Genomic DNA, 25,525 nt, shown 5'->3' with positions numbered 1-25,525 from the left:
AGTTATTTTTTTAAATCTCTCGCTGCCTCTTGCGGTACTTTTATCGAATGACCTTGCCTCTTGATTAATGACCGTATACCGAGAACAGATATTAAAACCCCAGCCATCACGATAATCGGATACACATTATGTTCGATAAGCAGCTGAATGAAGGTGTAGGCCAGTGTCATCGATAAAACGGGTGAAACAATCCAAACGGTTAGCATTTGAACGACGATACCTTTTTGTAAAACGGACTTTCCATGCTTCGCAAATCCAATGCCTATTATGGATGCAGTCGTAATTTGCGTTAGCGGAACAGGAATTCCAAAAATGGATGCAGCCGTCACAATCCCTGCACCCGTTCCTGAAATAATGCAGCCCTCTTCCAGCCTAATGTCCGTAATCTTCTTCCCATTTGTTTCAAGAACTCGATGGCCAAGCAAGAGAACCCCAATGGCAACGAATAATCCTCCCCATAAAATTCCATTTTCAGTGGAAAGGATATTGGCGCCAACAAGCGGTCCGACCGCATTGGCTACATTGTTCATTCCTGCAGAGAAGGCTTCAAAGATACCCATAAACACGACAAGAGTTGACAAAATCGGAATCGATTTGGAGGCTTTCATCCACCTTGTGAGCCTTTTGTTTTTTAACAAATAGGAAGCAAGAATGCCGATCATAAATGAAGCAACTGGCGTTAGAAGCCAAAACATCATAATCCAGACGAGTTTTCCTAAGAATACGGACTGATAAACCATTCCTGCGCCAACTACGGATCCGACTGCTACTTCGCTTGTAGATAAAGGGATTCCAAAGATATTGGCTATAAACAAGGACAAAGCGGAAGCAGCTAAAACAATTAAAGCAATGGGCACCGTAAAAGTGGCGCTCGGTACAATCCCGCTGCCAATGGTTTTAACGACTTCTCCTCCGCCAAGCCAGGCTCCTAGAAAGACAGCGATACTACATAACAGCAAGGCCACTCTTTTGGTGACAACACCTGATCCATATGAAATGCCCATAGAAGCCGCTGCACCGCTTGCACCGATATTCATGGCAAAAAATAATCCAATTGTAATCGCAATAATCGTGAGCAAAAGAAGTCCTCCTTTTAGCGAGTATGGAGACCACACTCTGTCTTGCTGCTTCCCATCCAGCGCCCTTCGCGAGAATCGCCATCTGTTCCAGCAGGCTGTGTACATGGGCGGCAGCCAATACTTGGATAATGATGGTCATGTAATTTGTTGTACGGGAGATCTCTTTCCTTGATGTATGCCCAAACGTCTTCCCAAGTCCAGTGAATCAGCGGACAGATTTTGACGTTCATAAATTTATCATCCTTATTGATGAATTCTGTGTTTGCCCTTGTAGGTGACTGTTCTCTGCGAAGACCGGAAATCCATGCTTTTTTCTGTGCTAAAGTCTCCTGTAACGGAATGACTTTTCGTATGTGGCAGCATTGATTAGGGTCACGTAGCCATAGGTCAGGCCCATACTGTGCTGCTTGTTCATCAAGACTTAACGCCGGCTGTTTCCGCTCAATTCTGAGTAACGGGAAACGAGCTTCAATCTGATCTATCACCTCATACGTTTCAGGAAAGTGTAAGCCTGTATCCAAAAAAACAATGCGTGCATCAGGCTTGATCTGCGAAATGAGGTCAATTAAAACAATTGCTTCTGCACCAAAGCTGGATGCATACACAATCTCATCCTCTGAATAAGTGCTATAAGCCCAATCGATAATAGAACTTGCCCCTTTGGTGTCATCTCCATGATCGAACGTCTCCGAAATTTGACGCCAATTCTCATAGGTAATCTGAACCGTCATGATAAAGCCCTCCTTTTTACACAAGAAAAAATGAATACAAAAAAGGCAGCCTCCTTAGATTAGTGGGAGACCGCCTCTAGTTTATCTAGTCAGCGATGTTTATTTTATTGGAGACGAACCTTTTCATTTCTTTCAATTAATACAATCTTTCCGTCTTGAATGACTAATGTGATAGAACCATATTTCAGCGTTTCCAGCATTTTCTCAAGATGGGTTAGAAGCTTTTCTCTTTCAGATGCATTCAGTGAATTCATCCCCTTTCAAAAGAAATGCATTGCTAACTGGAATGAGGCTGTTGATTAACCTTCGTAACATCACCTTTTGTTGTATAAATTTGTATTATTTATGTAATTAATCCTATCATACAGATAGGTTTAATGTAAATGATTAAATTTAAAAATTTGGAAAATTATTAAAAAAAGGCTGTTGATTTACTCAACAACCAAGGTGCATTAGGAATTGGTTTCTCTCCTTTATCGAATGTTTATATTTTTCATCAATGGCTTCTTTGTATAGCTCTTGTTTTTCTTCTTTTGAAAGCAAGCTCTGTTTAATCTTCATCCGTACTTCATACAAAAACTCTAAATAATCCTCATAGGTATCATCATATTTTTCTTTTAACTCATCCCGGATTTTTTGGGCCAGCAGCGGACTTGCTCCCCCTGTGGCCACACTTATTTGCAGCCTCCCACGGGTGAAAGTTGCAGGAATATGAAAATTGCCTATTTCAGAATCTGTAACCACATTGATAAGCTTAGTATCTTTTGTCTTGTCATAAATCTCCGCGTTTACCTCCGGGGAATTGGTTGCCGCAATGATTAGAAATGCATTTTTGTAATCATCGTCCTGGACTTCTTTTTGTAATACATTAATTTTGCCATCAAGATATAAATATTCAATCTCCGGAATGATTTCAGGGCTGACAACCGTCACAACTGCTTTAGCCTCGAGAAGCGGACCAATTTTATGAAAAGCAATTTTTCCGCCTCCTACAACTACACACGGTTTGCCCTCTATTTTAAGAGTAATTGGATACATATGCAGCAATGCTCCTTTCTCTCGTTCTGTTTGCCAATTCATCTGTTGCTATTATTGTCATCATCGGTTTGAGCACTTAATGGAACTGCCTTGCTAGCCCCAAAAGCGTAATAACTAATCACAACGATACCTAAGAAAACAATACCGATCATTAGGGGGATCCGTGTATCATCGTTCAGCCACATCCCGACCAGTACCATAAGCAAAAAGGCAATCGTCAAATAGTTGGTCACTGGGGCGAAAGGCATTTTAAACGGATGATTCGCCAAGGCATCCCCTTTGATTTTTCTGAATTTATTTTGACTGATAAGAATGACAAACCACGGTACCATACCAGGAAGTACGCTGGCGCTATACACGTGCACAAACAGATTTTCCGGTGCAATATAGCTTAAAATCACGCCAATGCCCAATCCCACGAGTACGCCAATCGTTCCTAGCAGAGGCACGCCGTTATTTGACAGCTTCGTAAATATTTTCGGCGCCTGTCCATTGACTCCCAATGTGTAGAGCATACGTCCAGCGCTATAAATCCCGCTATTACAACCTGACATGGCAGAGGTGATGACAACAAAGTTGATCAGACCCGCTGCTGCAGTAATACCGATTTTTGCAAATGTGGCAACGAACGGACTGCCGATGGATTGCAATTGATTCCAAGGGTATACCGTTACAATCACAAAAATCGCACCAATATAGAAGATCAAAATCCGCCAAATAATACTTTGCGTCGCTCTCATTAAAGTTTTTTGCGGGTTTTTGGCTTCACCTGCTGTAATCCCAATCACTTCGACACCTTGGTAGGCCGCGGTCACCAGCGAGAGAGCAAAGAAAAAGCCCGACCAACCACCGGTAAAAAAGCCCCCATGCTCCCACAAGTTAGATAATCCGATCGCATTCCCGCCATTGCCTATCCCGAAGAAAATCAGACCAACCCCTGCAACAATCATCAATATAATAGTGACGATTTTAATCATCGCAAACCAAAACTCAAATTCACCAAACGATTTTACAGAAAATAGATTGGCTGCACCGAGAATCGCCATGGCGATAATCCCTGGTATCCAAGCAGGCAAATCCGGAAACCAGTACTTCATATAAGTCCCAACGGCAATGATCTCCGCCATCCCGACAATAACCCATTGGAACCAGTTGCTCCAAGCCGTCATATACCCTGCCAAAGGATGAATATACTTATGGCCAAAGGTCGCATATGACCCCGTGCTCGGTTCTATGTACTGCATTTCTCCCATTGCGCGCATGATGAAAAATATAAAAATCCCCACAATGGCATACGCAAGCATCACCGATGGACCTGTCCACGCAATCGTGCTTGCAGAGCCCATAAATAACCCGACACCGATTGTGCCGCCCAAAGCAATCATCTGAATATGACGTGCTTCGAGGCCCCTGTTTAATTCATTTTTTTTCATTGCAGTTTCCCCCTCTGCTACTCTCTTAGGTGTTCATTTGGACAAGCTGCAAAATCTCGTAGTGACGAAGTAGATTCTAGTTTAGTTTTATTAGGTAAGCGCTAATCCAAGGTCATGTAGTATCTTGTTCCTATAAAACAATAATATTCATTTGGTAAACCGGCAAGGGGTAACTTCATGGAATTTTCGCCCTGTAAGCATACAAATACTCAAATTTCGCCATTCCGTATTTTCAGAAATATATAATTAAAGTAAGATACTAAATACAAAGGTTAAAAAAGGAGGATAATCAAAATGAAAAGATTTCGATGGAATTCTATAATTCTTACTGTACTAGTGTTTAGCCTACTCTCTTTTGGTAACCTCGCGATCGCTAGTAGTGACGGAAAAGGGAATCAAGGTGGTTCCGAAATTGCCGTAACAATCGATAAGCGCCCTATTTACTTTGACGTCGCTCCTCAACAGATCGACGGTCGCGTGATGGTGCCGCTCCGTGCCATATTCGAGAGCCTGGGTGCAGAGGTAGGCTGGGATGGCTCCACGCAGACGATCACAGGCAAAAAAGACGACATTGCCGTCACCCTTCGGCTGAATGACACCAAGGCCGAGGTCGGTAGCAAAACTGTTACGCTAGATGTGGCCGCAACCCAAATCGAAGGAAGAACCTTCGTCCCGGCTCGATTCGTTGCTGAGAGTTTCGGAGCTGACGTTAAATGGAATGAGAGCCTAAAGCAGGTCATCATCACTACAGGAGCCGCTGCTCCTGAAGGACACTACTACTTCATTTACAACAGCCAGAAGGTAACAGCCCAGGACATGGCTTCGATCAAGCTGTTCGCCAACAAATTTAGACAGACCTATAACGTTCTGCTAGATGCCGCGCAGTACAAGACCGCTACAGAATTGTACGACGCTCTGAAAACGGAACAAAAGAAGCTCGGAGGAACGGTCGCCGGAATTCAGATCTTCGGCTTGGCTAGCGATGTGCCTTCCTTCACCTACACCCACAAGATGAAGTTTTTACCGGCCAATTTCGAGTGGGATGGAGTTGAGGAAAACAAGGAAAAGAAGTTCGTATCCGACCTCCTCTACGCCAACTTTAAGAACGACAGCAAGTACTTGAAAGACGTCTCCGTCTACGGTATCGTGCAGGAGAATCTTCCGATCAGCGTCATTCCGGAATGGCCCGTCTCCCGCCTGCCGCTGACGAAGGGGGAAATCGCCAAGTACATCGACAATTACGACGCCTACCGCAAGCAGAGCGAAGGGAAATCCGTTCCGACTGTCGCTGTTTCGGCCCCGTACCAGATCCAAGACGGATACGCTCAGGACGACATAGCACTCTTTATAAAACGCCTTACGGAAGATGAATTCGGGCTCTTCAAGGACACCGAGCGGCGCACCTATTATAAGGACCACGCCATGAACTTGACGAAAGAGAACAAAGTCGGAGTTATGGATCTCGTGGTGGACGGCCGGGGAGACAAAAATGGGGCGGAACAGGATAAAGTTCTCTTCTTCGACCGCAATAGCGTCGTCGACCTGAATGCGAACTACTATACGGCCTTCCTCTGGGGCTTCGACGCCGCTGCGGACCTAGACGCGAACAGCGTCGTCCACGACGGTCTGTCGAAGGGCAAAATGATTAATCCTATTGCCCATACCGTCCCACAGTTCGGCAGAGGCGTTCTAAATTACCTGTGGCTTCCTGTCCCCACGCCAGAGGGTGAGAAGGATGGGGACTGGAACGACTACGTCGCAGTGGATAAGGAGCATCTGGAGATGGATAATCCGTTCTTCTTCGTCTACAAGTACTACGAGGCGATCGAGAGCGGGAAAACCCGCCTACAGAGTTTCTTCGAGGCGGATGCCGCCTACGCAACCCTGACCGTGGCCAACAAGAATACTTCACGGTTCCTATTCGGATTCGAATGCATGTATTCCGCGGCTGGCTTCGAAAACCTGTTCTCGATGCACTATCTCGGACTGGCCGACTACGAATAACTATAATTGGGAGAGCTATCCCGATAAGCGGTAGCTCTTCTTTTTTCCTAGTACCGACATCAAGATGATTTTTTTGTTGACTTTGGACCTCATTCCGATTCGGTATTCAAACGGCGGGTTACGGAAGCGAACAATGAAACCTTCTTAATCCGGAATGAGATGATCTCTAGCGTAAATTATTGGCTGCGAAATGGTAACTTTCCCAGGCCATCACATTTCCTTTTTCGATATGCCTCGGGAATGGGCAGCATATTTGCGGGATATCCTTCGTCGGGTATAAGGAAAACGCGATTGCATTCCTTAAGGGCACCCTTCGAGATCTTCACTATTCACGACAAATCATCAACTTATTTCCGTCCGGATCTTTTACGACGAACCAATGATCGTGTTCAATTTCTGTTACTAGTTCCGCACCGATCTTCTTCATATATTCAAACGAACTTCCTAAATCTTCTGTCAAAAGCATAAAGGCTGGAGTCTCGATAGACGGTGCTCCCCCAGGCTCTTCACCGCCCCACTTAGGCATCGTATCAAGAATGATTCCGGTTCCCTCCATTGGTAAAGGGCATAAATGACCGTTCATGATATTACAGTCATTTTCGTCCAGCCCCAAAACCTGACAATACCAACTGCGTGATTTCTCAATATCCCTTACAGGGACAAAAATGCTTCCGACTTTGTTTTTAATTGGGCTAGCCTGAAAATTGCTTTCTTTAGTTTGTTGTTGTTCGTTCATCATTCGACCTCCATGAATCATTTTTAAAGTTTTCGGTATTACTGCCGGTCTGTAACCTTCCGGAAAATTTATGCTTGCAGGTACTTCGCTCATGAGATCAATCCCCCTACTTCAGTTTACGTGAAACAACAACAGGCACATAGCATTCTGCATTTACCAACTTTTCAAGAGCTCCGCCCTCACGTTCCTTCAAGCTTTCATCAAAAATGTAGTGAGCGAACCAAGACCGTTCTTCATCGGCACTATACTCAAGAGATGTACCAAGCCAGCGGTAAATCCGTTCAAGAACTCCAGCCATTGAACCTAAAGCTCTGGTAGTTAAGCATGCATATAATCCGCCTTTCATATGAGCCACTTGGTGTTCTTTATCCAAGGAGGGGCTAAATCCATCCGGTAAAGCGATACTAATTTCATACATATTGTTGTCATCCGACGTACTGCCGTAACTATTGCTCATAAATACCTTAAGTCGAGTATCCCCTATAAAGCCATTACGTTCTAACCATTCACTTGCTGCCTCATCAGCCAGTGACACGCAGTTGGTACCTTCCGCTCGAAATTTCATCACCTTCAAAGGTTCCCGCTCCAAAATTTCAATGGTTCCCTTCTCTTGTGAGCGCCTAACGGGTAGATAAAGCTTTAATCGAGAAATTTTACCGTTAAATTGTTGGTACTCCTCAATAAAGCCATGATCCCCAAGCTCAAAAGCACTTAGAGGCAGCCATTCAGAAAGTAGTCGGTTCCAGGCATGTATGATTTTGGAGCTGTAATCCATAGGTGTCCAGGTGACAGCATATGTACCACCTGAAAGTGCAGTTGGCTGCAATTCCGTATGCTGTACAAACAACTCCTTATTCTCTGAACTAACTGCCATCATTTGATAACCGAATGTTGGATTTCTCCCTTCCAAATCAACATTCCACCCAAACAACCTCGTTTGGCTTAAATCGACATTACACTCGGCAAGGATGGTGTGAAACCGAATGTATGCTTCTTCCTCAAGCCCTTCCTCTCGATCTGCAACATGAAGATAACCGATTCCTTTTTGCGGAGAAAGACTAATAACCTTCACATCAGGATAGCGTTCAAAAATCTCCCGATCTTCTGAATAAGAAAATCGTTCGTGTAGAAGTATCTTTTCGAAGCTGTAAATGACTTCTGCTTTTCGATAAAGTCCTGGGGTCAAACCTGTATTTCGCTTAAATGTCTTGGTAAAAGTTTGATACGTATCAAACCCGCAGCGAAATCCTATCTCTTTCGACGGTAGGTTAGTTTGTCGCAAAAGACATGCAGCCTCACTAGTCCTTCGTTTGCGTATGTATTCTTTTATTGGGTGGCCCGTCATCGCGTAAAACAAACGATATAAGTTCGGTACCGACATCGCAGCCGCCTTGCTGATTTCCTCTAATGGAAGTTCCTCGGCAAGGTGTTCCTCTACATAATCAATAGCACTCTGGACAGTTTCAACCGTACCCATAAAGCCCCCTTTCAAACACACTATGTTAAAAACTTGCTGCTGGAATTATCGTAACAAATTGTTCTATTCAAAGAGTCTCTTTTCTTATCAAAAATCGAATCAAAATGAAATCTCAGATATATATCATATTCGTGATTCAAACCAAGACCCCTTTATAGAGGGAGCTGAATCATCCGCTTAAGCTAGCTGCATCGATTCTTACCTTTATCAGCTATCGGTTTTATAGGGCGAAATGACATTTTTCTCGGCCAGCCAAAGACTGGCAATAGAATTAATGGCAGAGGCGATATGTTCAGCCGCTAATTCGTCGCTAAGAATAACAATCGCAGGCGACGGATACAAACTTTCAAATTCAGTGTGGAGTATAAGCACGATTTGATTCGGCAGGCTAACTTGAGCACGCAGGATATGATGCCAAAGTACAATAAAAGAATCGGTTTTACCCAAATTGACGGCTTCGATGCCGTGAAGTTTTATGGGCGAAGTTCCATCGTAATACGTGATCTTGCTTGTTACAGGTAATGGAACCGATCTTTCTTTCTTGGTAGAGGGGATCTTTCTTGGGCGAATAAGCAGCTCCCACACAACGATACAGATAGCAGGAAGAAGGAAAGCTAGAACTGCCAACCACTTGCTGGAGGTCAAGAGCAAAGTTCCTACAAAAAGTGCTGCCGATAGGGTAGCAAGCAGCCAGAAATATAACCTCTTCAATTGTTTCGAAGAACGTTTTTGGACAGAATTCGAATTAAGAATCCGTGTTTCTTCGATCTCCGAGGTAGCCATTGGTTCATCTTTTTGCCGGTCTTCACCATTCCCTTCTCTCTTTGGTACATGCTCGCCTCCCAATAAGTACGGATTCGTTTTATCGTCCCAGCGCTCAAATTCGTCTGGACGCCACCAAAGATGAAGGCAATGCTCAATCTGCTCCAAGTACTGAAGAGGGGCCTCATAAAAATGAAAATACTGCGATAGTTCCAAATGAACAACAGGAGATTGATGCGTTTGCACATGTGTAAATAAAGTTGCCAGCCATTCTAACATATAAGGACCAAGCGCCGGAAAACGTGCCAATGTAACAGGCAAGCTCTGTCGCAATTGCGCCACTGCCTCTCCCCATGGAATATGCCAATTTAACGCCTCCACGAATGCTTCCCACTCGGGCAAATCCTCAAGTTCCTCATTTTCCAGATGGGGTTTAAGCTCATTCCAAGTTGTTAAAAGCCGCTCACGATAACGTTGATATTGCTCCTGACTGACGAGGCTGAACCACAAAAGTGCGAGAAAATTGTTTGTCTCAAAGGCAACATCTTCATACTGTCCATCTACTGCCTCCTCAGTAACACTCAAAAACGTCCGATTTCCCATAAGTCTTAGGCACATCCTAACCGTCACAGAATGAAAGAAATGGTGATCCTTTCGAGAGTCAAGAATAAACATAGATGCATCATGTCCCATGAATATTTTACTTCCCGTATAAAAGTTTTAGAATGAATATCCCTATATCGTGATAGTTAATTGAATACATAGGTTTCAAAACAAAAAAACGGCATCGCTGCCGTTTTGATTTCTTTATTACAACTTGTAATCTGCATATATAGGCTTCATAGACTGGCTTTGGCTCGCAGTCTCGCTTATAGGCTGGCTTAAAGGTATTGGCTGCTCTACAATCTGCTGCTGACCGACAAGGTAAGGCTCGTCAACATACATAAGCCTCCTCTGCAATGCCATTAAAGAGTTTACCATACGAAGCGAAAGCCAGAATACGATGAGACCAACTACAGAATAGAAAATATATTGTTGATTGATCGTCCAGTCTATATTGAAATATTGAAACAAGCCACTTTCCAGAATATCAACTTGAATCTCCTTCAGTAAGATGATATGAACTACCGGAAGAGTAATTAACCCCAAACCTATTGCCATAATTGCAACCATAAGTGTAAAAAACACGATACTGGAAACAAATTTCAGTATAATTAGCATCACATTACGAATAAAGAGCTGCCCGTCAAAGGCACGAATCATCCGCATAAACCAGTTCTGCCCTGTTTGAACCTGCTTATCATAATTGATTGGAATAGATTGCATTGGCAAACCAAGTATTTGCCTGATTATCCCTTGCTCAAACTTCACGATACCCTGCAACAGCTTATCAACCGCAAAGAAAAGCGGAATACCGATGAACAGAGGCGTAAGTGCGATAGACAACACAATACCTACTACCATTAACGTAAAATAAACAATTCCTAGCGGAAGGGACAATATAAAATACATAATCGTCGCGTACGTTTTCGAATTAAACAGAGCCCATTTCACCTTGGCCGCTGGTGGAGAAGCTACTTCAGTAACCTTCATATATTACACACCCTTTTATGTCGAGATTAGTTATGTATGCTCGAATTACTTGAAGTATACCATCATTATTACCACAGCTTAACCGCCTTAGGTCTATACGAAACTAGCCTTTAGACCAGTTCTCGGGCTCCTTCCTCACCTCTTCTGGACTTGTAACGCTCCGTTCATCACCCGTTCATATTTCATCTGTATACTCAGGGCAGAGACAGAAACAGGGAGGCACAGCAAATGAATATGGCATGGAAAGAAATCAAAAAGAGTAAAGCGAAGTTTATCATTCTAGGTTCAATCATTTTTTTAGTTAGTTTTTTAACCTTTATCATATCAGGACTCGCGAATGGTTTATCACAAGATAATGCAGCTTTAATCAAGGATTTACCTGCTGGTCATTTCTACATGAATGAAAAAGCGAATCAAACTTATAATCTTTCAAAAATAGATCCTAGTGTACAAGAGAAAGTCTTACAGGAACATCAGGATGCAGCTGCTCTTTCCATTCAGATGGGTTTTGTAAACGATGTGGAGGACAAGCAGCATAGTGTAGCTTTTGTTACTTCAACCGATTCCGAACTGTTCGAGAAAGTGAAGCCAGGAGAAATCATTTTAGATCGTTCCCTTGAAAAAGACGGCATTAAAGTTGGGGATGTATTAACAAACAATCAATTTAGCGGCGAATTTAAAGTGGTCGGATTTGCCGATCAAAAGAAATATAGTCACGCACCCGTTGCCTTTATCCATATGGATAACTATAAAGAAATTTACAAAGTGAAAACCATGCAATTGATATTTATCCCAGGACAGAATCAAGCACAGGCTATTAACGGACTACAATCCTTTTCAAACAATCAGTTTCTAGGCACCATTTCTAGTTATAAAGCAGAACAGATGTCCCTGAATATGATTATTTGGTTCTTAGTTGCTATCAGTGGCATGTTGTTTGCAATTTTCTTCTATATGATGAATGTTCAGAAGATCGGACTCTACGGTATCTTGAAAGCTATCGGGGTAAAAACAAGTACATTATTCCGCATGATGTGGTCTCAAATGTTCTTCATCACGGCAATCGCACTAGTATTATCAGTTGTACTCAGTCAGGGCTTTAATATGATCGCACCTGAAGGCATGCCGTTCAGTCTAACGATTGGGACGACCATCCTACTATCTATTTTGTTCTTAATCATTGGATTTATCGGCGCAACACTTTCTGGTCTTCAAATTAAAAAAGTAGAGCCCCTACAGGCTATACAGCAAGGAGATATTTAATATGACTACCTTCACAATACAAGACGTCAAGAAAACATTTACGAATGGCGAAGTCGACGAACAAGTATTAAACGGGATCAATCTTTCCCAACAACAAGGGGAAATAACGGCTCTCGTAGGTGCTTCAGGCTCTGGCAAGAGTACGCTTCTTACGATCGCGGCTGGTCTTCAGCGCGCATCTGGTGGACAGATTATTTTTGAGGGAAAGAACATGACCGACATGTCACAGGAAGAGATTCGTAAAATACGCGCCAGTCAATTTGGGTTTATTTTTCAATCGTCTCATCTAGTGCCATTCCTTACTGTAGAAGATCAGCTCATGCTGATGCTTAACGTGTCAGAGACCAAGATGAGTAAACGTGAACAAAAAGAAGAGATCACGACGATACTCAAATTGGTAGGTATGGATCATCGCAAGAATGCATATCCTTCTTCATTGTCAGGTGGGGAAAAGCAGCGGGTTGCCATTGGTCGCGCCATCATCCACAAACCAAAAATGCTATTCGCAGATGAGCCAACTGCAAGTCTAGACTCGACAAGATCAAGAGAAGTCATGACACTCATCCGCAATTTAACGAAAGAATTGAAAATCACCACCTTGCTGGTCACACATGATGAAGAAATGCTCTCCTATGCAGATCATGTTATCACCATGAAAGATGGATTGATTGTTAGATAAATAATGAAGAAAATAAAGTGTTAGACTGACCCCAATAATAGAAACAGCGGCAGCCAGGGACGAGAAAGTCCTAGACTACCGCTGTTTTTTGAACTATCGTCACCGTTAGCTTAATGCCATTTAGCCCTAAAAGTTGTCTTAATCTTCAGGACACTCAGCTTCATCTTTATTTCTTTACAATTGGAATCCATACCTCACAGCGATAATCTTCGGACATCGTATCTCCCGGCGGATATAGCTCGAAATCCGGACCTTCGGCCTGCTCATACCCTGTTGATGGAAACCATTCTTGGTAGATACGACCCCAAACCTCTTGGATTGCTCCAGGCATTGGACCGATTGAGTTAAAGACGGCCCACGTGGCTTCTGGAATCTGGATGAATTCAAACTCGCTGTCTGCCGCTAATGCATCGGTTTCTACCGCGATCGCGTATTTAAAGACCTCTCCCCCCTGCTGAGTGTCATAGCAAAGTCCCAGGATGTCTTGAGTTTTCCCTAGGATAGCTACTCTTTCTACTGTTCCGTCCTTGTGACTGTCCTGCCAAAACTTCGGAATCTCCGTTGAATTCTCTCCTTCAATTGTGGAAGATCGGATCGATTTTCCTACGACGGTGAATCCCTCTTTTTGCACAATTCTGTAGTCCATTTCTTTGTCTCCTTTCAATGATAGATGGAAGGAGATGCGAGGAAAGGCTTTCAGCTGAACGCCGGGACTCCGAGCGTCAGAGGGCGAAATGCCGTGCAGCTTGCGAAACGCCTTGGAAAATGACTCCGGAGAGTCGTAACAATACTTCATGGCGACATCGATCACCTTCGGACCGAATAGCGCGAGCTCTTGCGCGGCCAAGCTCAGTCGCCGCCTCCGTACGTACTCGGCCACAGTCATCCCTGTCAGCATAAAAAACATTCGCTGGAAGTGATAGGGGGAAGAGCACGCCGCCTTCGCAAATTCCGCAATATCCAGAGGTTCCTCCATCTTCACTTCCATCAAGTCGAGCGCCGACATCATTCGATTCAGCCATTGCATTTGCAAAACTCCTTCTAAGAACAGAATATCACGACCAGGCGATATCATCCTGTCATTGTGTGCGGTCGTTTGACCGATTTAACCACTCCAAGTTAACGAGATGGTCGATTGCAGTTATCGATTATATATCTGAAAATTAATATTTTACGTCCATTTCACGTAAGTTTATTTGTAATATTTTACCACAGTCCAGCGCGCTTGTATTGTGTTATCCCGCCCGATAGTTGAACAGGCCGCCGATGATGTCGGCAGCCTGTCGTCATGGTGCTATCGTTACCCGAGGGAGCTTAATACGTTTTTGAATGTTCTAATCCGGCCTAGAACATGTCCTACCTCATGAGTGGAGATTTCTATTCTAATATCAAGCAAGCACTCGTATGGCCAAGGCAATAATGGCCTGGTTACGGAAAGTCCAGCGTGTCATCGATGATGAGGAACATCTCACCGATTCGCGTTGGGTAGCGGTCATCCAGTTCCTCCCATTGCTGTTTCGGTAAAACCAAGAAGTCGTGGGTATCGGACAAATACGAACCTTCAAACAGACGAATCTCGTATTTGTCTCGGATTAACTCCTGGACCCCGCGAATCGTGATATAGCGATCTTTTCCGGAAAAGGTGAGTGCAATCGAATGCAGTTGTCCATTGTAGGTAACGTCCAATCCTTTGTCCGTATTGGTCACCTCGAGCGTTTCACCCGGAAGCCGTTCACTGAACAATCGGATGATCTCCTCGTCATACTCTCGCCAATCTACGGTGACGCTGTATACGAAAGCGAATATAATCGGAATTTGCTCCTCAATCTCAAGCTCATCCGCAAGTTCTTCCACTTCATCCATCAATTGATAGCGCTCGAGTGTTTCACGATGCTTCTCAATAAATTGTTGAAGCTGTCGTTCGTCTCCGTCGAATAGAAACGTCAGCTCGCCTTCGCTCGGCATTCTCATCCCAGTATCCTCCCTGTCTTCACCCAATCGGCCAGGATCAATTCTTTAACCTGTTCTATCACAACCGTGAGCGTCAATGACCTTATAATATGGACGTGATTAGTAAGCTTCATTATTATTCATCTTTGATTACAGGCAACAAATAATCAAGAATAATTTTCTGCCCTTTTTCTAGCGGTACGCAATATCTATCGTATGTATATACATCACACCAATAAAATTTTTCAAAATCAATTTTGTATCCTGTTTTCTCGATAGCTTCGGAACAAATTAAGTATGCACAATCGATAATATCGTTAAGGTTATCGGCTTCGATCCATATTTTAGCGACTGTTCCTGCGGGTATATTTTCTGTATACATTTTGTCTGGGACAGGTGCATCAAGTTCTACAAATTTACCTATGATATACTGAAAATTATCTTTTCCAACAAATTTACTCATATGTCCAAGTCCAATATAATCATCAATATCTTTGCAAATCCATCTTTCTATTTCTTGAATTCTGTCAAAAACGCCTTCCGTAAATGCTGCGCCCCAGCACTCTTCTCCTGCCTTTTGAAACGAAGTCATTTTCATCATACCTACAATTTTACGAGCACCAAATTCTCCATACTCGATTTTTTTTAGTTCTGCCATAATTCGTTTCCCCCCTACAATTCTAATATTTGTAAAGGAGGCACGAGGATAACCATTAAGTTGTTCTCCACCCCCCCTAATACTAGAAGGTGAAACCTTATGGTGCTCTTTGAATGCTCTTGTAAAAGCGGCATGAGAATTGAAGCCATATTTCATAGCTATGTCAATAATTTTTTCACTGCTATTTCTGATATCATAACCCGCCAACGTCAATCGACGTCTCCTCAAATACTCATTAATACTAACTCCTGTTATATATACAAAAATACGCTGAAATAAGGGAGCAGGAGTAGCAGCAATTTTAGAAATGACACTATAATCAACTTCATCTGCGCACGGTATAATATTCTCCAGGTATTCCACAACACGCTCAAAAGCATTAAAGTTATCCATTACGTGCACCTCCTCTCGATATTAAAATTATAGGAATTTGATCGCCATATCGCTTTACAATGATTGTACATTTTTTGTAAAGAAAAATGCATTATTTAGTATATAAAGACAAAGCCACTCCTATTAAGAGTGGTTGTTTATTAAATGCTATCAGAAAATGAAAGGTCTAAATTCCTGAAATAATCCATCTTACTATCAATAAATTTATTATCAAAGTCAGCTTTACCAATAAGTTCCGATTCACTAAAACATAAACCAAAGAGCCAAAGCTGTCTAAGAGCAACGAATATAGGGACGACTTTAACATCATTTTCACTGAAATATCTTACTTCCCTATATCCTTTTATAAACGCTTCCCATAGCCTGTCGACTTCATCTTTATCGTGCCTACTATGAATTTCTCTTGCTAATCTGAACTCTGCCACATCATAGGCTCTCCATCCATATCCACAAATATCGAAATCATAATGAATCAATTTCCCATCGTCCGTAAAGGCTACATTTGTATTGCCATGCAAGTCCCCATGACATACTCCCCAATCTAACCCTTCTTCCAAATGTCTTATCAACTTTTCCTTTAGTCGCATAGCAAGTTCATAAAGAAAATCATAATCCTCTTGACGATGTTCCATATGTAACCTAATTATTTTTAGCGGATTCTCAATAAGATGCACAAAATCAAGATTACCTCTTACGTGTTCACTATTAAAGGTGTCAGCAACTTTGTGAATTTGTCCTACTGCTTTTCCAAACAGATAACTATCTTCTATAGCATGAATAGGTTTTTCATTTCCTTCAGCAAAACTAAACAAAACGCCATACTTTACACCCTCAAAGACGAGAAATTCGTTAATAAAAGTCCCATCTTTTTTTCTGATGGGTATTGAAACGTCCACACCTTGCACATTGAGATAATTCAATAAATCTAATTCAAATGCGATCTCTGAATTATTTCTCCTATCAGCACGATAAACTCTGAAGATATATTTTGCTTGCTCAGTTACTAATACATAAGTGTCGTTCATCCCTCTAAGGAAATACTCGAAACTAACTGGTTTATCAATATCATAATTTTCTTTAATATGCGATAATATTGCTTCTTTTGACAAGAGTGAATATGCTACAGGAAATAAACTCATTCTATCCCATCCCTCTATCTTTTCAATTACCAATAACTATACCATATGTTGGTATATCTGCATTCCTTATCGTCGAGTCAAGTGATCAAGCGCTGCAAAAAAAGGGCTGCTCTCTCATGATCGCTCCGACCCGGCCCCTGTCCGAAGATAACGGCACACAGGCTTCTACGGGGATAGTCACGGTTTTGATGTCACCCTAGAGTCGCCCTTTGGTCAGAAAAATTAAACAAATCCCTATGAAGAGACACAACGGCGAGTACAACATGGTATCCCACTTGGCAAATAAGGTTCCTTTTTGTTTCTTAAAGAAGCCGATCCAACGAAAATCCCCGATGGCTCGTATAATAAATACGGCAGATAATACCCAGCCTCCATAAATAAATACCCAATCTGGGAATAGCAGCCACTCGACGACTTCTCCAAGTTCTAATACGAACCATCCCGCTAATGCCAATGCCCCCGCCACGATACCTGTAGCAACATTCGTCGGTCGAAACAATAATTCTGACCCCTTGCTTGGTATCGCCGCCAAAGCCCCCCTTCTCCCGCCTGCCATCCAATATAGATGAATTCCGCTGAGCAAAAACAAAATTCCTCCTACAACCCAAGTAAAAAAACTTACCACCCTACTCCCTCCTTAGTTTTCTAATAATTGTACCCGCAGCATTTTAATATGTCGTGTTAGTTCTTCATCCCCAACCTGATCGTGCTTAAATCGTTCATACCACCCCAAATAATAATGGTATAAGATATGTGACTTTTGCTCCGCACGCCTTCTTTCTCATTATATTGAACTATGTTCCCCGTTAACGAGCCGCCAACATAAAAAACAGAGCATCTGAGGTCGCGCCTCAGATGCCTTGTATTTAGTATTGTTTTATGACTGGTTCAATTTTATAAATCTTCTACACCAGTGGGTAGGTTTTTACTCGCTACATTTGGCTTCGTGTACATTTTATTGAGTATGATCGTTTGCACGATAATGAATATACCGCCAACCGCATAATATAATGGCAACGCGGCGGGCATCACAAAAGAAAACACACCCATCATGATCGGTGACAACAATCCGATAAAAGCCATTTGGTTATTTTGATTTTGCTGATACTGCGCTGAAACGGATTGAGACACGCGGAACTGAACGTAATACACTGCAGCGGCAATAAGCGGCAAAATCATATCTGTTTTCCCCAAGCTAAACCACAGAAAATCGTGAGCTGCAATCTCTGGGGTACGACGAATGGCGTAGTAAAATGCGAGGGTGATCGGCCATTGGAGAAGCATCGGTAAACACCCCATGTTTAAGGGATTAAATTGATGCTTCTGGTAGAGCTGCATCATCTCGACTTGCTGTTGTTTTTTTGCATCCGCACTGACGTCGTTCTTATACTTCTCCTTAAGTGCAGTTAACTCCGGCTGGAGGACGGCCATCTTTTCTTTCATGTCCATTTGTTTCTTGGTTTGATTCATCATGAGCGGCATGATCGCAAGTCTGATGATGAAAGTTATCAGCACGATCGATAATCCGTAGTCTCCGTGAAATGTATTCGCGAAGAATTTGATCAAGATCGAAAATGGGTAAATAAAATAGTGGTTAAATATCCCTGGTGAATCGGCATTAATCGAGTCTGATTGGGATGCTGTCGAACACCCACTGAGCACAATGATCGGAATAACCCCAATCAACATGACGAGAATGGGCTTCGCCCATTTTTGGAGCAACAAAATCTTTTTCATCGTTGTCCTCCCTAATTGAAAGTATGGAATATCAATGTGGGGAAGGACTATTGTCGTCTTCATCAGGTACTTCTCTTCGTCTGGCGGCACGTACTATCCACCGCTGAATGCTGTTGGGTTGCGACAGTCTGACAGCTACAAACCAAGTTGAACCGGCTGCAGCAATTTCATGACACCAGTGTAACTCTTGTAAAGAAAAATAGGTGAATGGAAGTAACACTATGGAAAAGATGAGAGCGATCGAGAATGCCAATTGAACCAAGTCATAAAAATTCTCCAGTCAAGTTCACCTCCGCATGAGCCATATTTGAAAAATTAGAAAAATTTGAATAACTATTATACGTTAGAAAAACTGTGTAGTTTCACTAACCTGCCTGTTAGCTTAAAACTGTTTTAAGAAAATTTTGGTACATATATCATATTCGTGACCTAGAGCCAAGCTCCTTCTTTGCCGCGGCTGCTCCACCCTATTTGTATAGAACTATTTATCGAATTTTCTGTTCATTCTCCTTTTATCAATAGTCTCGGGGAATTTCGCCAGTCCTATCATAGGCTCTCACTCAGAGCATTTCTAGTGACCTTTCAGAGCATGCTCGATTCGCTTATCTGGTACGAACCAGATTACAGCAACGAGTACAAAAAAGAAGCCAGATATCCAAGGACTTACATATGCGGTCAAGATTGCAGCCAAGTAGAGTAAGGGTGATAATTTCCCCTTCCAGTCTTTCCCCATTACCCGAACGAATGAAGAATCGCCGGAATGCTGGTTAATAATCGCGCGCTGAAGTAGCCAGTACGAGAATGATGCGAGTAGTAGAACAATACCGTACAACGCCGTTGGAGTAGCTGCAAAATGGCTTTCCCCCATCCAGGCTGTCGTGAACGGCACAAGGGATAACCAGAATAGAAGCAGCAAGTTTAGCCACATCAATGGCCCATTCATCGTTCGAACCATGTGCAGCAGATGATGATGATTGTTCCAGTAGATGCCGACATATACGAAACTGAAAATGTAGCTAAGAATCTTTGGGCCGAGCTCGATCAGCGCATACCAATCATGACCTTCCGGAACTTTAAATTCCAATACCATGATCGTAATAATAATTGCCAGTACGCCATCGCTGAACGCTTCCATCCGATTTGCTTTCATAGTGCTCCACCTTCTCTCGCTTCTTTTGCTTCTATCGCAATATTAAACTTTCCGATACCAGTAGATTTGCATAAGACGCTTTCTCTTGTCAAACAAAACTTCCAAGGAGTTACTTGAATCACTTTTTGTGTCGTCTGCTTAGTTAATGCCTGTCCCTTTAGTAATGAAACTTTTGTAAGCTGTAATTTTGTCTGCCAGCACCTTCTCTGTGGCTGTTAAGTTTCTGATTTGACTCTGAACAGAGTTTCTATGATCTTCGAGAAGGTTCAAACGGGCTTGGGCCGTATGCTCTCCTTCTAAATATAACTGTGCATATTCTCTGATTTGCGAGATCGGCATTTGGGTTTGTTTCAACCTCATCACAAATCGTAGCCAAGCAAGATTGGAGTCATCATATACTCTTTCTCCATTCGCATTACGTATAGGAGCAATAATCCCTTCCTTTTCATAATATCTCAGTGTATGTGCGGTTATCCCCAATAATTTGGCTACATCGCTGATCGTATACATATAAACCCCCGAATCTATCTTTATTTAAGTGTCTCCTTAATTATAAAAATCATTTGACTTAGAGTAAACTCTAACCTATATAATCAAATCGTTGTTGGTTCACCATACATTCTCGTAGAAAATAGGAGGAAATCACATGAAATATACTGTAGTTACAGGTGCCAGTTCAGGTATAGGTTATGAAACCGCTCTAGCTTTTGCAGCCCGTGGCAAAAACTTAATTATTGCTGCCCGCAGAAAAGAACAGTTGGAGGAATTAAAGTCTGAAATCACTCGTATCTACCCCGATGTAGATGTCGTCATCCGAGAGATCGACTTATCCGTTTCCGAGAATGCTTATAAGTTTTACGAAAGTCTACAAGGGCTCCACATCGAAACTTGGATTAACAATGCGGGATTTGGCAACTTTGCTACAGTATCCCAGCAAAATTTAGATAAAATATCCGCAATGCTACATCTGAACATTGAAGCGTTGACGATACTTTCCTCCCTTTACGTTCGTGAATACTCCAATGTTGAAGGAACACAATTAATCAACGTTTCCTCCGGTGGCGGCTATACGATTATAGGTAATGCCATTACGTACTGCGCGACCAAGTTCTATGTGAGTGCCTTTACAGAAGGACTCTCTCATGAGTTGAACAGTCAAGGCGCGCTTTTGCAGGCTAAAGTATTGGCACCTGCTGCAACGGAAACTGAATTTGCGAAGCGTTCTTTCGATGTATCGGAATTCGAATATCACGGTACTGTGCCGAAGTTCCATACCGCGAAGGAAATGGCTAGATTCATGCTTGATCTATATGACAGTGACCGTGTTGTAGGAATTGTGAATGGCTTGACGTACGAGTTTCAGTTGAGAGATACCATTTTTAATTATGTGGCAAGCACACGATAGGCTTCTTTCGTAATAGTAAGTTACGAAACATGGCCATCCTTTGACAGATGGCCATGCAACAACTTTCTTAATATTACTTGTATTCGGCAATACCTATTTATATTTCCCTGGTTTCTTCCCTTAGCCATACTCTCTCTTCTTCATTTAAATAAGGAGTTAGCTTTGTGTATACCTCTTGATGATAATTGTTTAACCATTGTTTTTCGCTCTCTATTAACATATCCATCTGGATACCGGCTAAATCAATAGGGCAATACGTGATGGCTTCAAACTTCATAAATTGACCAAACTCTGTTTTCTCGTCTTCAACTACTAACATCATATTTTCAATTCTAATTCCATATTTACCTTCGAGATATATTCCTGGTTCATTCGTAATAATCATGCCTTTTTCTAATACAACATTGTTATTATTATTCCTTATGCTTTGTGGTCCTTCATGAACATTCAAGAAAAAACCTACCCCATGCCCTGTCCCGCATTTATAGTCCAAACCATACTGCCAAATGGGTTGTCTTGCTAAAACATCCAAGTTAGAGCCTGTTGCTCCATATAAATATTTTACTGAGCTTAATGCAATAAATCCTTTTAACACCAAAGTATAATCTCTCTTTTGTTCATCGGTAAGTTCTCCTAATACAATCGTTCGTGTAATATCTGTTGTTCCATCATAATACTGTCCGCCTGAATCGATTAGAAAAAGACCTTCATTCTTAAGCGTATATTGCGTTTCTTTATTGGCTTTATAATGCATCATCGCAGCATGTTCTTGATAACCTGCTATCGTATCAAAGCTAGGTCCAACAAATCCTTCTTGCCCTCTTCTGAAATCTTCTAATCTTTCTTCTGCAGTAATCTCTGTAATTTCTTCTTTATCTACAGAGTTTTTTAACCATTTAATAAATTTCACCATAGCTAAACCATCTTTTATTTCACACCATTTTAAATTTTTTATCTCCACTTCATTTTTAACAGCTTTTAAATTAGTCGTAATGTCAGGATTTTCAATTTTCTTAGTATCACTATTAATGGCATTATATAATCTGATATTTGTTTTATTCGGATCAAAAATAATGGCATCTCCGCTTGGAAGATTTTCTAAGAATGGTTGTATTTCATGATTCGCTTTGAATTCGATTCCTTCAGCCTCCAGTTCTAATTGAACCAAAGAGGGCACCTTGCAAGAATCAATAAATAAATAACATTTATGTTCTGCTACGATGACATTAGCTATTACGACTGGATTGTTAGGCACATCGGCTCCTCTTATATTCAAAAGCCATGCAATGTCATCAAGGGAAGTTAAAATATAATAATTGGCTCCTATATTTTTCATTTCTTCTCTTACTTCATTTAATTTTTCTATTCGTGATTTGCCTGCATATTTTACGTCATGAGTAAAAATTGATCCTTTAGGAATCTCTGGTCGATCTTCCCACAGATCACCAATGAAATCTTGATTCATTTTTAATTCGATTCTCTTTGCTGTTAGATCTTCTTCCATCTTTTTAACCATATTCATTGAAAAAACATTTCCATCAAAGCCCACAATGCTTCCTTCATTAAGAATATCTGCTAGCCATTCTGTATAAAATTGTACCCCTGGATCCATCATTCTAAATAATCTGATTCCTGAGCTCTCAAGCTGTTTTTCAGCTTGAATATAGTATCTGCCATCTGTCCATAGTCCAGCATCCTCTAATGTAATAACTACAGTACCTGCAGACCCTGTAAATCCTGATATCCATTGTCTACATTTCCAATGTTCTGCTACATATTCACTTTGATGTGCATCAAAACTGGGAATAATATAAGCATCCATTCGATTTTCTTTCATTAGCTGCCTTAATTTTTCGACCCTATCCCTGATATTCATTACGAATTCCTCCATTTTCCTTAAGACGATATTCTTTAATTTCACGATCATATAACCATACGGCTAGTACGATACTAATTATTCCGGCTGTAAGCTTTGATATGATAAACGCTCCTAACATTTCAGGGGCTACTCCTGACACAAAGCCAAGTTGACCACCAAATACAAATGCTCCACTTACGCCAAAGGCAGCACATACCACTTTTCCTTTTGGGTTCATTTCTTTATATGTTCCAAATATCAACAGATTACTAGCCAAATTTCCTAGAATGCCTGCTACTGATACGGAATTAATTCCAAATTTCTCACCCACTTTTTCAAAACTTTTTTTGAAAATTCGAATAATAAGTGCTAGCATAGGATAGGCTCCACCTAAAACCAATGCGATTTTGCCTACTATAACAGTAGATTCAGATAGTGGTGTTAATTCCGAGACAAGCTTTACGCCAAATAGCACATCTATACCTTGTAAAAGTAATCCAACAATACTCAAACTCATGATGAGCTTTCCAAATACATTAAAAACTTTTATAAAAACATGAGGAGCTTTTAATAATCCTGTTCCTAAAATAATGGCAAAAACAAATATAGGCGCCAGATTCCATACTAATATGCCGAAATTTATTCTTTGCCATAAGCCTGCTGCAAGACATCCTATAGGTATAGTAATAATTCCAACCAGCACACCCTTAGAAAAATATTTTTCATCCTCTTTAGAAAGCATCCCTAACGCGACGGGTATTGAAAAACTAATTGTGGCTCCTAAAGTAGATGCGATGATAATTCCTGAGAATGCCCCCATTTCCTTGGTCAATGCTAGCTTATCAGCCATTTGATAGCCCCCCATATCTACAGCTAAAAATGCTGCAGGAACGATAGAAGGATCTAGATGAAAAACTCTACAGATTGGAATAATCACAGCGGACAGAAAATTTGTAAATATAGGGGCTAAAGAAATTATTCCTATCATGCCAAGCCCTAAAGCCCCCATGGTCTTTATGCCCTCTTCAAATTTCCCACCCAGTTTTAAATGATTTCCGGTGATATAATCAATAGCTCCGATCACAAAAAAAGAACCGATTAGATATAACACAAATTTATCCATTGTTATGTTCGCTTTCTATTTGTAGATAAAATTTGGGGTATTAACAGCTAGAAGCTGGACTTTTTTGTTCGTATAATTAGCCCAATTGTGGGCAATAGTTGAGTCCATATGAACACTGTCACCAGGATATACTTCATACCTCGTACCATTGATGAAAACGGTTAAGATACCCTCTAAAACATAAATGAACTCTTCTCCCGCATGCTTATACGATAATATTTCTTCATTTTCCTTTTGAGGAAGGATTTCGATAAGTCTTGGGACAAGTTGTCTGTTTTCCAAATTTGTACTTAAACTATATTTAATAAAACCACCTTCGGAATCCATTACTTCTTGTTCATAACTTCTTAGAACCATATCTTTCCTTTTAAGTGGATAATTAAAAAAATGTGTTAAATGTACTTCCAAAATATCAGCTAGTTTTTCAAGCGAATCAACGGCTATGGTCGTAAGCCCTCTTTCTAATTGAGACAGAAATCCAACAGATAATTCGCTCTTTTCACTTAACTCTTTCAAAGTAATTCCTTTTTCAGTCCTCAACTTCTTAATTTCCATCCCAATATTCATCACTTCACCTCGAAATTCATTATTGTAAATAATATAATATATACAATAGTAACAAGCAATGTATTATGAAATAATTTCACGAATATGAAATTTGATTAATTAACGATTCAATCTAGCGCAAAAAAAACGCTTGATCTATTAGATCCATGCGCCTAGATTGTTAAATAATAATATACGAAAAAGAGCTATCTTATTGTGCCTTATTCAACTAAAGCGCCAATAACTCGAAAGAGAGTAGAGATACATTATGCCTACAATTACCTCCGTTTTAGGCCATGATTTTTAGGTGGTCTATATTTAACCTCACTTACTTATGATACGGCTCAGCTTAACGGGTCTATCGGCGAAAAAAGGAGTGAGAGCGCCGCGCGGCTCCTAAACAAAGTTGTTCATATTTACAAATCTAAAAAAGTAGATATAATGATGGGTATGGAACCTTTATTGATTTATAAAGCTTTGTCTAACGAGATGCGTTGTCAAATTATGCAATGGTTGAAGAACCCAGAGGAATTTTTTGATGAAAAGCTCTATTTGCAACAGGGGCTTAACTTTCGCATTGGTGTATGTGTAGGAGATATTCAGGCAAAATCGGGACTTGCCCAGTCTGTTATCTCAAACTATTTAGCCACCATGCAAAAAGCTAGTTTATTGGAATCTGAGCGAATCGGAAAATGGACGTATTACCGCCGAAACGAAAAGACCATTAAGCAATTTTCCGAGTACGTCCAAACTAAACTATAGCCGAAAGGA

The 25,525-nt window shown here is 41.3% G+C and carries 25 protein-coding genes; 5 read left to right on the top strand and 20 right to left on the bottom strand.

The window, feature by feature from the left end; genetic code table 11:
• Positions 1-2: 2 nt before the first annotated feature.
• The 5 genes from E0485_RS08385 to E0485_RS08365 all read right to left on the bottom strand — a co-directional run bounded on the left by E0485_RS08385 (position 3) and on the right by E0485_RS08365 (position 4,281).
• Positions 3-1,079, bottom strand: a complete 1,077-nt coding sequence (locus tag E0485_RS08385) for an inorganic phosphate transporter (protein WP_132417550.1) — start codon at positions 1,077-1,079, stop codon at positions 3-5.
• A gap of 14 nt (positions 1,080-1,093) precedes the next feature.
• On the bottom strand, positions 1,094-1,810 hold the full coding sequence (locus E0485_RS08380) for a phosphoadenylyl-sulfate reductase (RefSeq protein ID WP_132417549.1): 717 nt from the start codon (positions 1,808-1,810) through the stop codon (positions 1,094-1,096).
• Between the two features lie 104 nt (positions 1,811-1,914).
• Positions 1,915-2,064 (bottom strand): YezD family protein, encoded by a 150-nt coding sequence (locus E0485_RS25680; RefSeq protein WP_132417548.1) that lies wholly within the window; start codon positions 2,062-2,064, stop codon positions 1,915-1,917.
• A 181-nt stretch (positions 2,065-2,245) separates the two neighbouring features.
• Positions 2,246-2,848 (bottom strand): NAD(P)-binding protein, encoded by a 603-nt coding sequence (locus E0485_RS08370; protein WP_132417547.1) that lies wholly within the window; start codon positions 2,846-2,848, stop codon positions 2,246-2,248.
• A gap of 38 nt (positions 2,849-2,886) precedes the next feature.
• Complete coding sequence (locus tag E0485_RS08365) at positions 2,887-4,281, bottom strand: amino acid permease (protein ID WP_132417546.1); 1,395 nt, start codon at positions 4,279-4,281, stop codon at positions 2,887-2,889.
• Positions 4,282-4,575: 294 nt separating this feature from the next.
• Here E0485_RS08365 and E0485_RS08360 point away from each other — a divergent pair, with 294 nt between their 5' ends.
• Positions 4,576-6,285: a copper amine oxidase N-terminal domain-containing protein gene (locus tag E0485_RS08360; RefSeq protein ID WP_132417545.1), complete on the top strand. Its 1,710-nt coding sequence runs from the start codon at positions 4,576-4,578 to the stop codon at positions 6,283-6,285.
• 325 nt (positions 6,286-6,610) lie between these two features.
• Here the strand turns inward: E0485_RS08360 and E0485_RS08355 are convergent, their stop codons facing one another.
• The 4 genes from E0485_RS08355 to E0485_RS08335 all read right to left on the bottom strand — a co-directional run bounded on the left by E0485_RS08355 (position 6,611) and on the right by E0485_RS08335 (position 10,853).
• Positions 6,611-7,021 carry a VOC family protein gene (locus E0485_RS08355; protein ID WP_132417739.1) on the bottom strand — a complete coding sequence of 137 codons (411 nt, stop codon included), beginning with the start codon at positions 7,019-7,021 and terminating at the stop codon, positions 6,611-6,613.
• Between the two features lie 106 nt (positions 7,022-7,127).
• The gene (locus E0485_RS08350) at positions 7,128-8,498 is read right to left on the bottom strand and encodes a helix-turn-helix domain-containing protein (protein ID WP_132417544.1); all 1,371 of its coding nucleotides are present in this window, start codon (positions 8,496-8,498) and stop codon (positions 7,128-7,130) included.
• Positions 8,499-8,705: 207 nt separating this feature from the next.
• The gene (locus E0485_RS08345; protein WP_132417543.1) at positions 8,706-9,863 is read right to left on the bottom strand and encodes a hypothetical protein; all 1,158 of its coding nucleotides are present in this window, start codon (positions 9,861-9,863) and stop codon (positions 8,706-8,708) included.
• Positions 9,864-10,070: 207 nt separating this feature from the next.
• Positions 10,071-10,853, bottom strand: a complete 783-nt coding sequence (locus tag E0485_RS08335) for a sensor domain-containing protein (RefSeq protein WP_132417542.1) — start codon at positions 10,851-10,853, stop codon at positions 10,071-10,073.
• A gap of 228 nt (positions 10,854-11,081) precedes the next feature.
• Here E0485_RS08335 and E0485_RS08330 point away from each other — a divergent pair, with 228 nt between their 5' ends.
• On the top strand, positions 11,082-12,116 hold the full coding sequence (locus E0485_RS08330) for an ABC transporter permease (RefSeq protein ID WP_132417541.1): 1,035 nt from the start codon (positions 11,082-11,084) through the stop codon (positions 12,114-12,116).
• Position 12,117: 1 nt separating this feature from the next.
• A complete protein-coding gene (locus E0485_RS08325) occupies positions 12,118-12,795 on the top strand; it encodes an ABC transporter ATP-binding protein (RefSeq protein ID WP_132417540.1) in 678 nt (225 codons plus the stop codon).
• A 166-nt stretch (positions 12,796-12,961) separates the two neighbouring features.
• Here E0485_RS08325 and E0485_RS08320 read toward each other — a convergent pair whose 3' ends face one another.
• From E0485_RS08320 to E0485_RS08285, 8 genes are all read right to left on the bottom strand, one after another.
• Complete coding sequence (locus E0485_RS08320) at positions 12,962-13,822, bottom strand: AraC family transcriptional regulator (RefSeq protein WP_207910946.1); 861 nt, start codon at positions 13,820-13,822, stop codon at positions 12,962-12,964.
• A gap of 401 nt (positions 13,823-14,223) precedes the next feature.
• Positions 14,224-14,766, bottom strand: a complete 543-nt coding sequence (locus tag E0485_RS08315) for a hypothetical protein (RefSeq protein WP_132417538.1) — start codon at positions 14,764-14,766, stop codon at positions 14,224-14,226.
• Positions 14,767-14,881: 115 nt separating this feature from the next.
• Positions 14,882-15,796 (bottom strand): helix-turn-helix domain-containing protein, encoded by a 915-nt coding sequence (locus E0485_RS08310; protein WP_132417537.1) that lies wholly within the window; start codon positions 15,794-15,796, stop codon positions 14,882-14,884.
• 140 nt (positions 15,797-15,936) lie between these two features.
• Positions 15,937-16,935, bottom strand: a complete 999-nt coding sequence (locus E0485_RS08305) for a phosphotransferase enzyme family protein (protein ID WP_132417536.1) — start codon at positions 16,933-16,935, stop codon at positions 15,937-15,939.
• 196 nt (positions 16,936-17,131) lie between these two features.
• The gene (locus E0485_RS08300; protein ID WP_132417535.1) at positions 17,132-17,560 is read right to left on the bottom strand and encodes a DUF3995 domain-containing protein; all 429 of its coding nucleotides are present in this window, start codon (positions 17,558-17,560) and stop codon (positions 17,132-17,134) included.
• Between the two features lie 269 nt (positions 17,561-17,829).
• Complete coding sequence (gene yidC / locus E0485_RS08295; protein ID WP_132417534.1) at positions 17,830-18,672, bottom strand: membrane protein insertase YidC; 843 nt, start codon at positions 18,670-18,672, stop codon at positions 17,830-17,832.
• A gap of 571 nt (positions 18,673-19,243) precedes the next feature.
• Positions 19,244-19,822, bottom strand: coding sequence for a TMEM175 family protein (locus E0485_RS08290; RefSeq protein WP_132417533.1), 579 nt, complete (start codon positions 19,820-19,822; stop codon positions 19,244-19,246).
• 138 nt (positions 19,823-19,960) lie between these two features.
• Positions 19,961-20,332, bottom strand: coding sequence for a MerR family transcriptional regulator (locus E0485_RS08285; RefSeq protein ID WP_132417532.1), 372 nt, complete (start codon positions 20,330-20,332; stop codon positions 19,961-19,963).
• 136 nt (positions 20,333-20,468) lie between these two features.
• Here E0485_RS08285 and E0485_RS08280 point away from each other — a divergent pair, with 136 nt between their 5' ends.
• Positions 20,469-21,227: an SDR family NAD(P)-dependent oxidoreductase gene (locus tag E0485_RS08280; RefSeq protein WP_132417531.1), complete on the top strand. Its 759-nt coding sequence runs from the start codon at positions 20,469-20,471 to the stop codon at positions 21,225-21,227.
• Between the two features lie 97 nt (positions 21,228-21,324).
• Here the strand turns inward: E0485_RS08280 and E0485_RS08275 are convergent, their stop codons facing one another.
• From E0485_RS08275 to E0485_RS08265, 3 genes are read right to left on the bottom strand one after another with little or no spacing between them, the layout of a single operon-like run.
• The gene (locus E0485_RS08275; RefSeq protein ID WP_132417530.1) at positions 21,325-23,103 is read right to left on the bottom strand and encodes an aminopeptidase P family protein; all 1,779 of its coding nucleotides are present in this window, start codon (positions 23,101-23,103) and stop codon (positions 21,325-21,327) included.
• Complete coding sequence (gene eutH / locus E0485_RS08270; RefSeq protein ID WP_132417529.1) at positions 23,087-24,208, bottom strand: ethanolamine utilization protein EutH; 1,122 nt, start codon at positions 24,206-24,208, stop codon at positions 23,087-23,089. The genes E0485_RS08275 and eutH overlap by 17 nt, the downstream gene beginning before the upstream one ends.
• A gap of 15 nt (positions 24,209-24,223) precedes the next feature.
• Positions 24,224-24,775, bottom strand: coding sequence for a helix-turn-helix domain-containing protein (locus E0485_RS08265; RefSeq protein ID WP_132417528.1), 552 nt, complete (start codon positions 24,773-24,775; stop codon positions 24,224-24,226).
• A 429-nt stretch (positions 24,776-25,204) separates the two neighbouring features.
• On the opposite strand from E0485_RS08265, the gene E0485_RS08260 reads away from it, so the two are divergent.
• On the top strand, positions 25,205-25,516 hold the full coding sequence (locus E0485_RS08260; protein ID WP_132417738.1) for an ArsR/SmtB family transcription factor: 312 nt from the start codon (positions 25,205-25,207) through the stop codon (positions 25,514-25,516).
• The last annotated feature ends 9 nt before the right edge of the window (positions 25,517-25,525 follow it).

It is taken from the genome of Paenibacillus albiflavus, assembly GCF_004344915.1.
GTDB classification, from domain to species: domain Bacteria; phylum Bacillota; class Bacilli; order Paenibacillales; family NBRC-103111; genus Paenibacillus_AM; species Paenibacillus_AM albiflavus.
The sequence above is the reverse complement of the archived record's forward strand: the minus strand, read 5'-3'. Positions and strand labels throughout refer to the sequence as shown.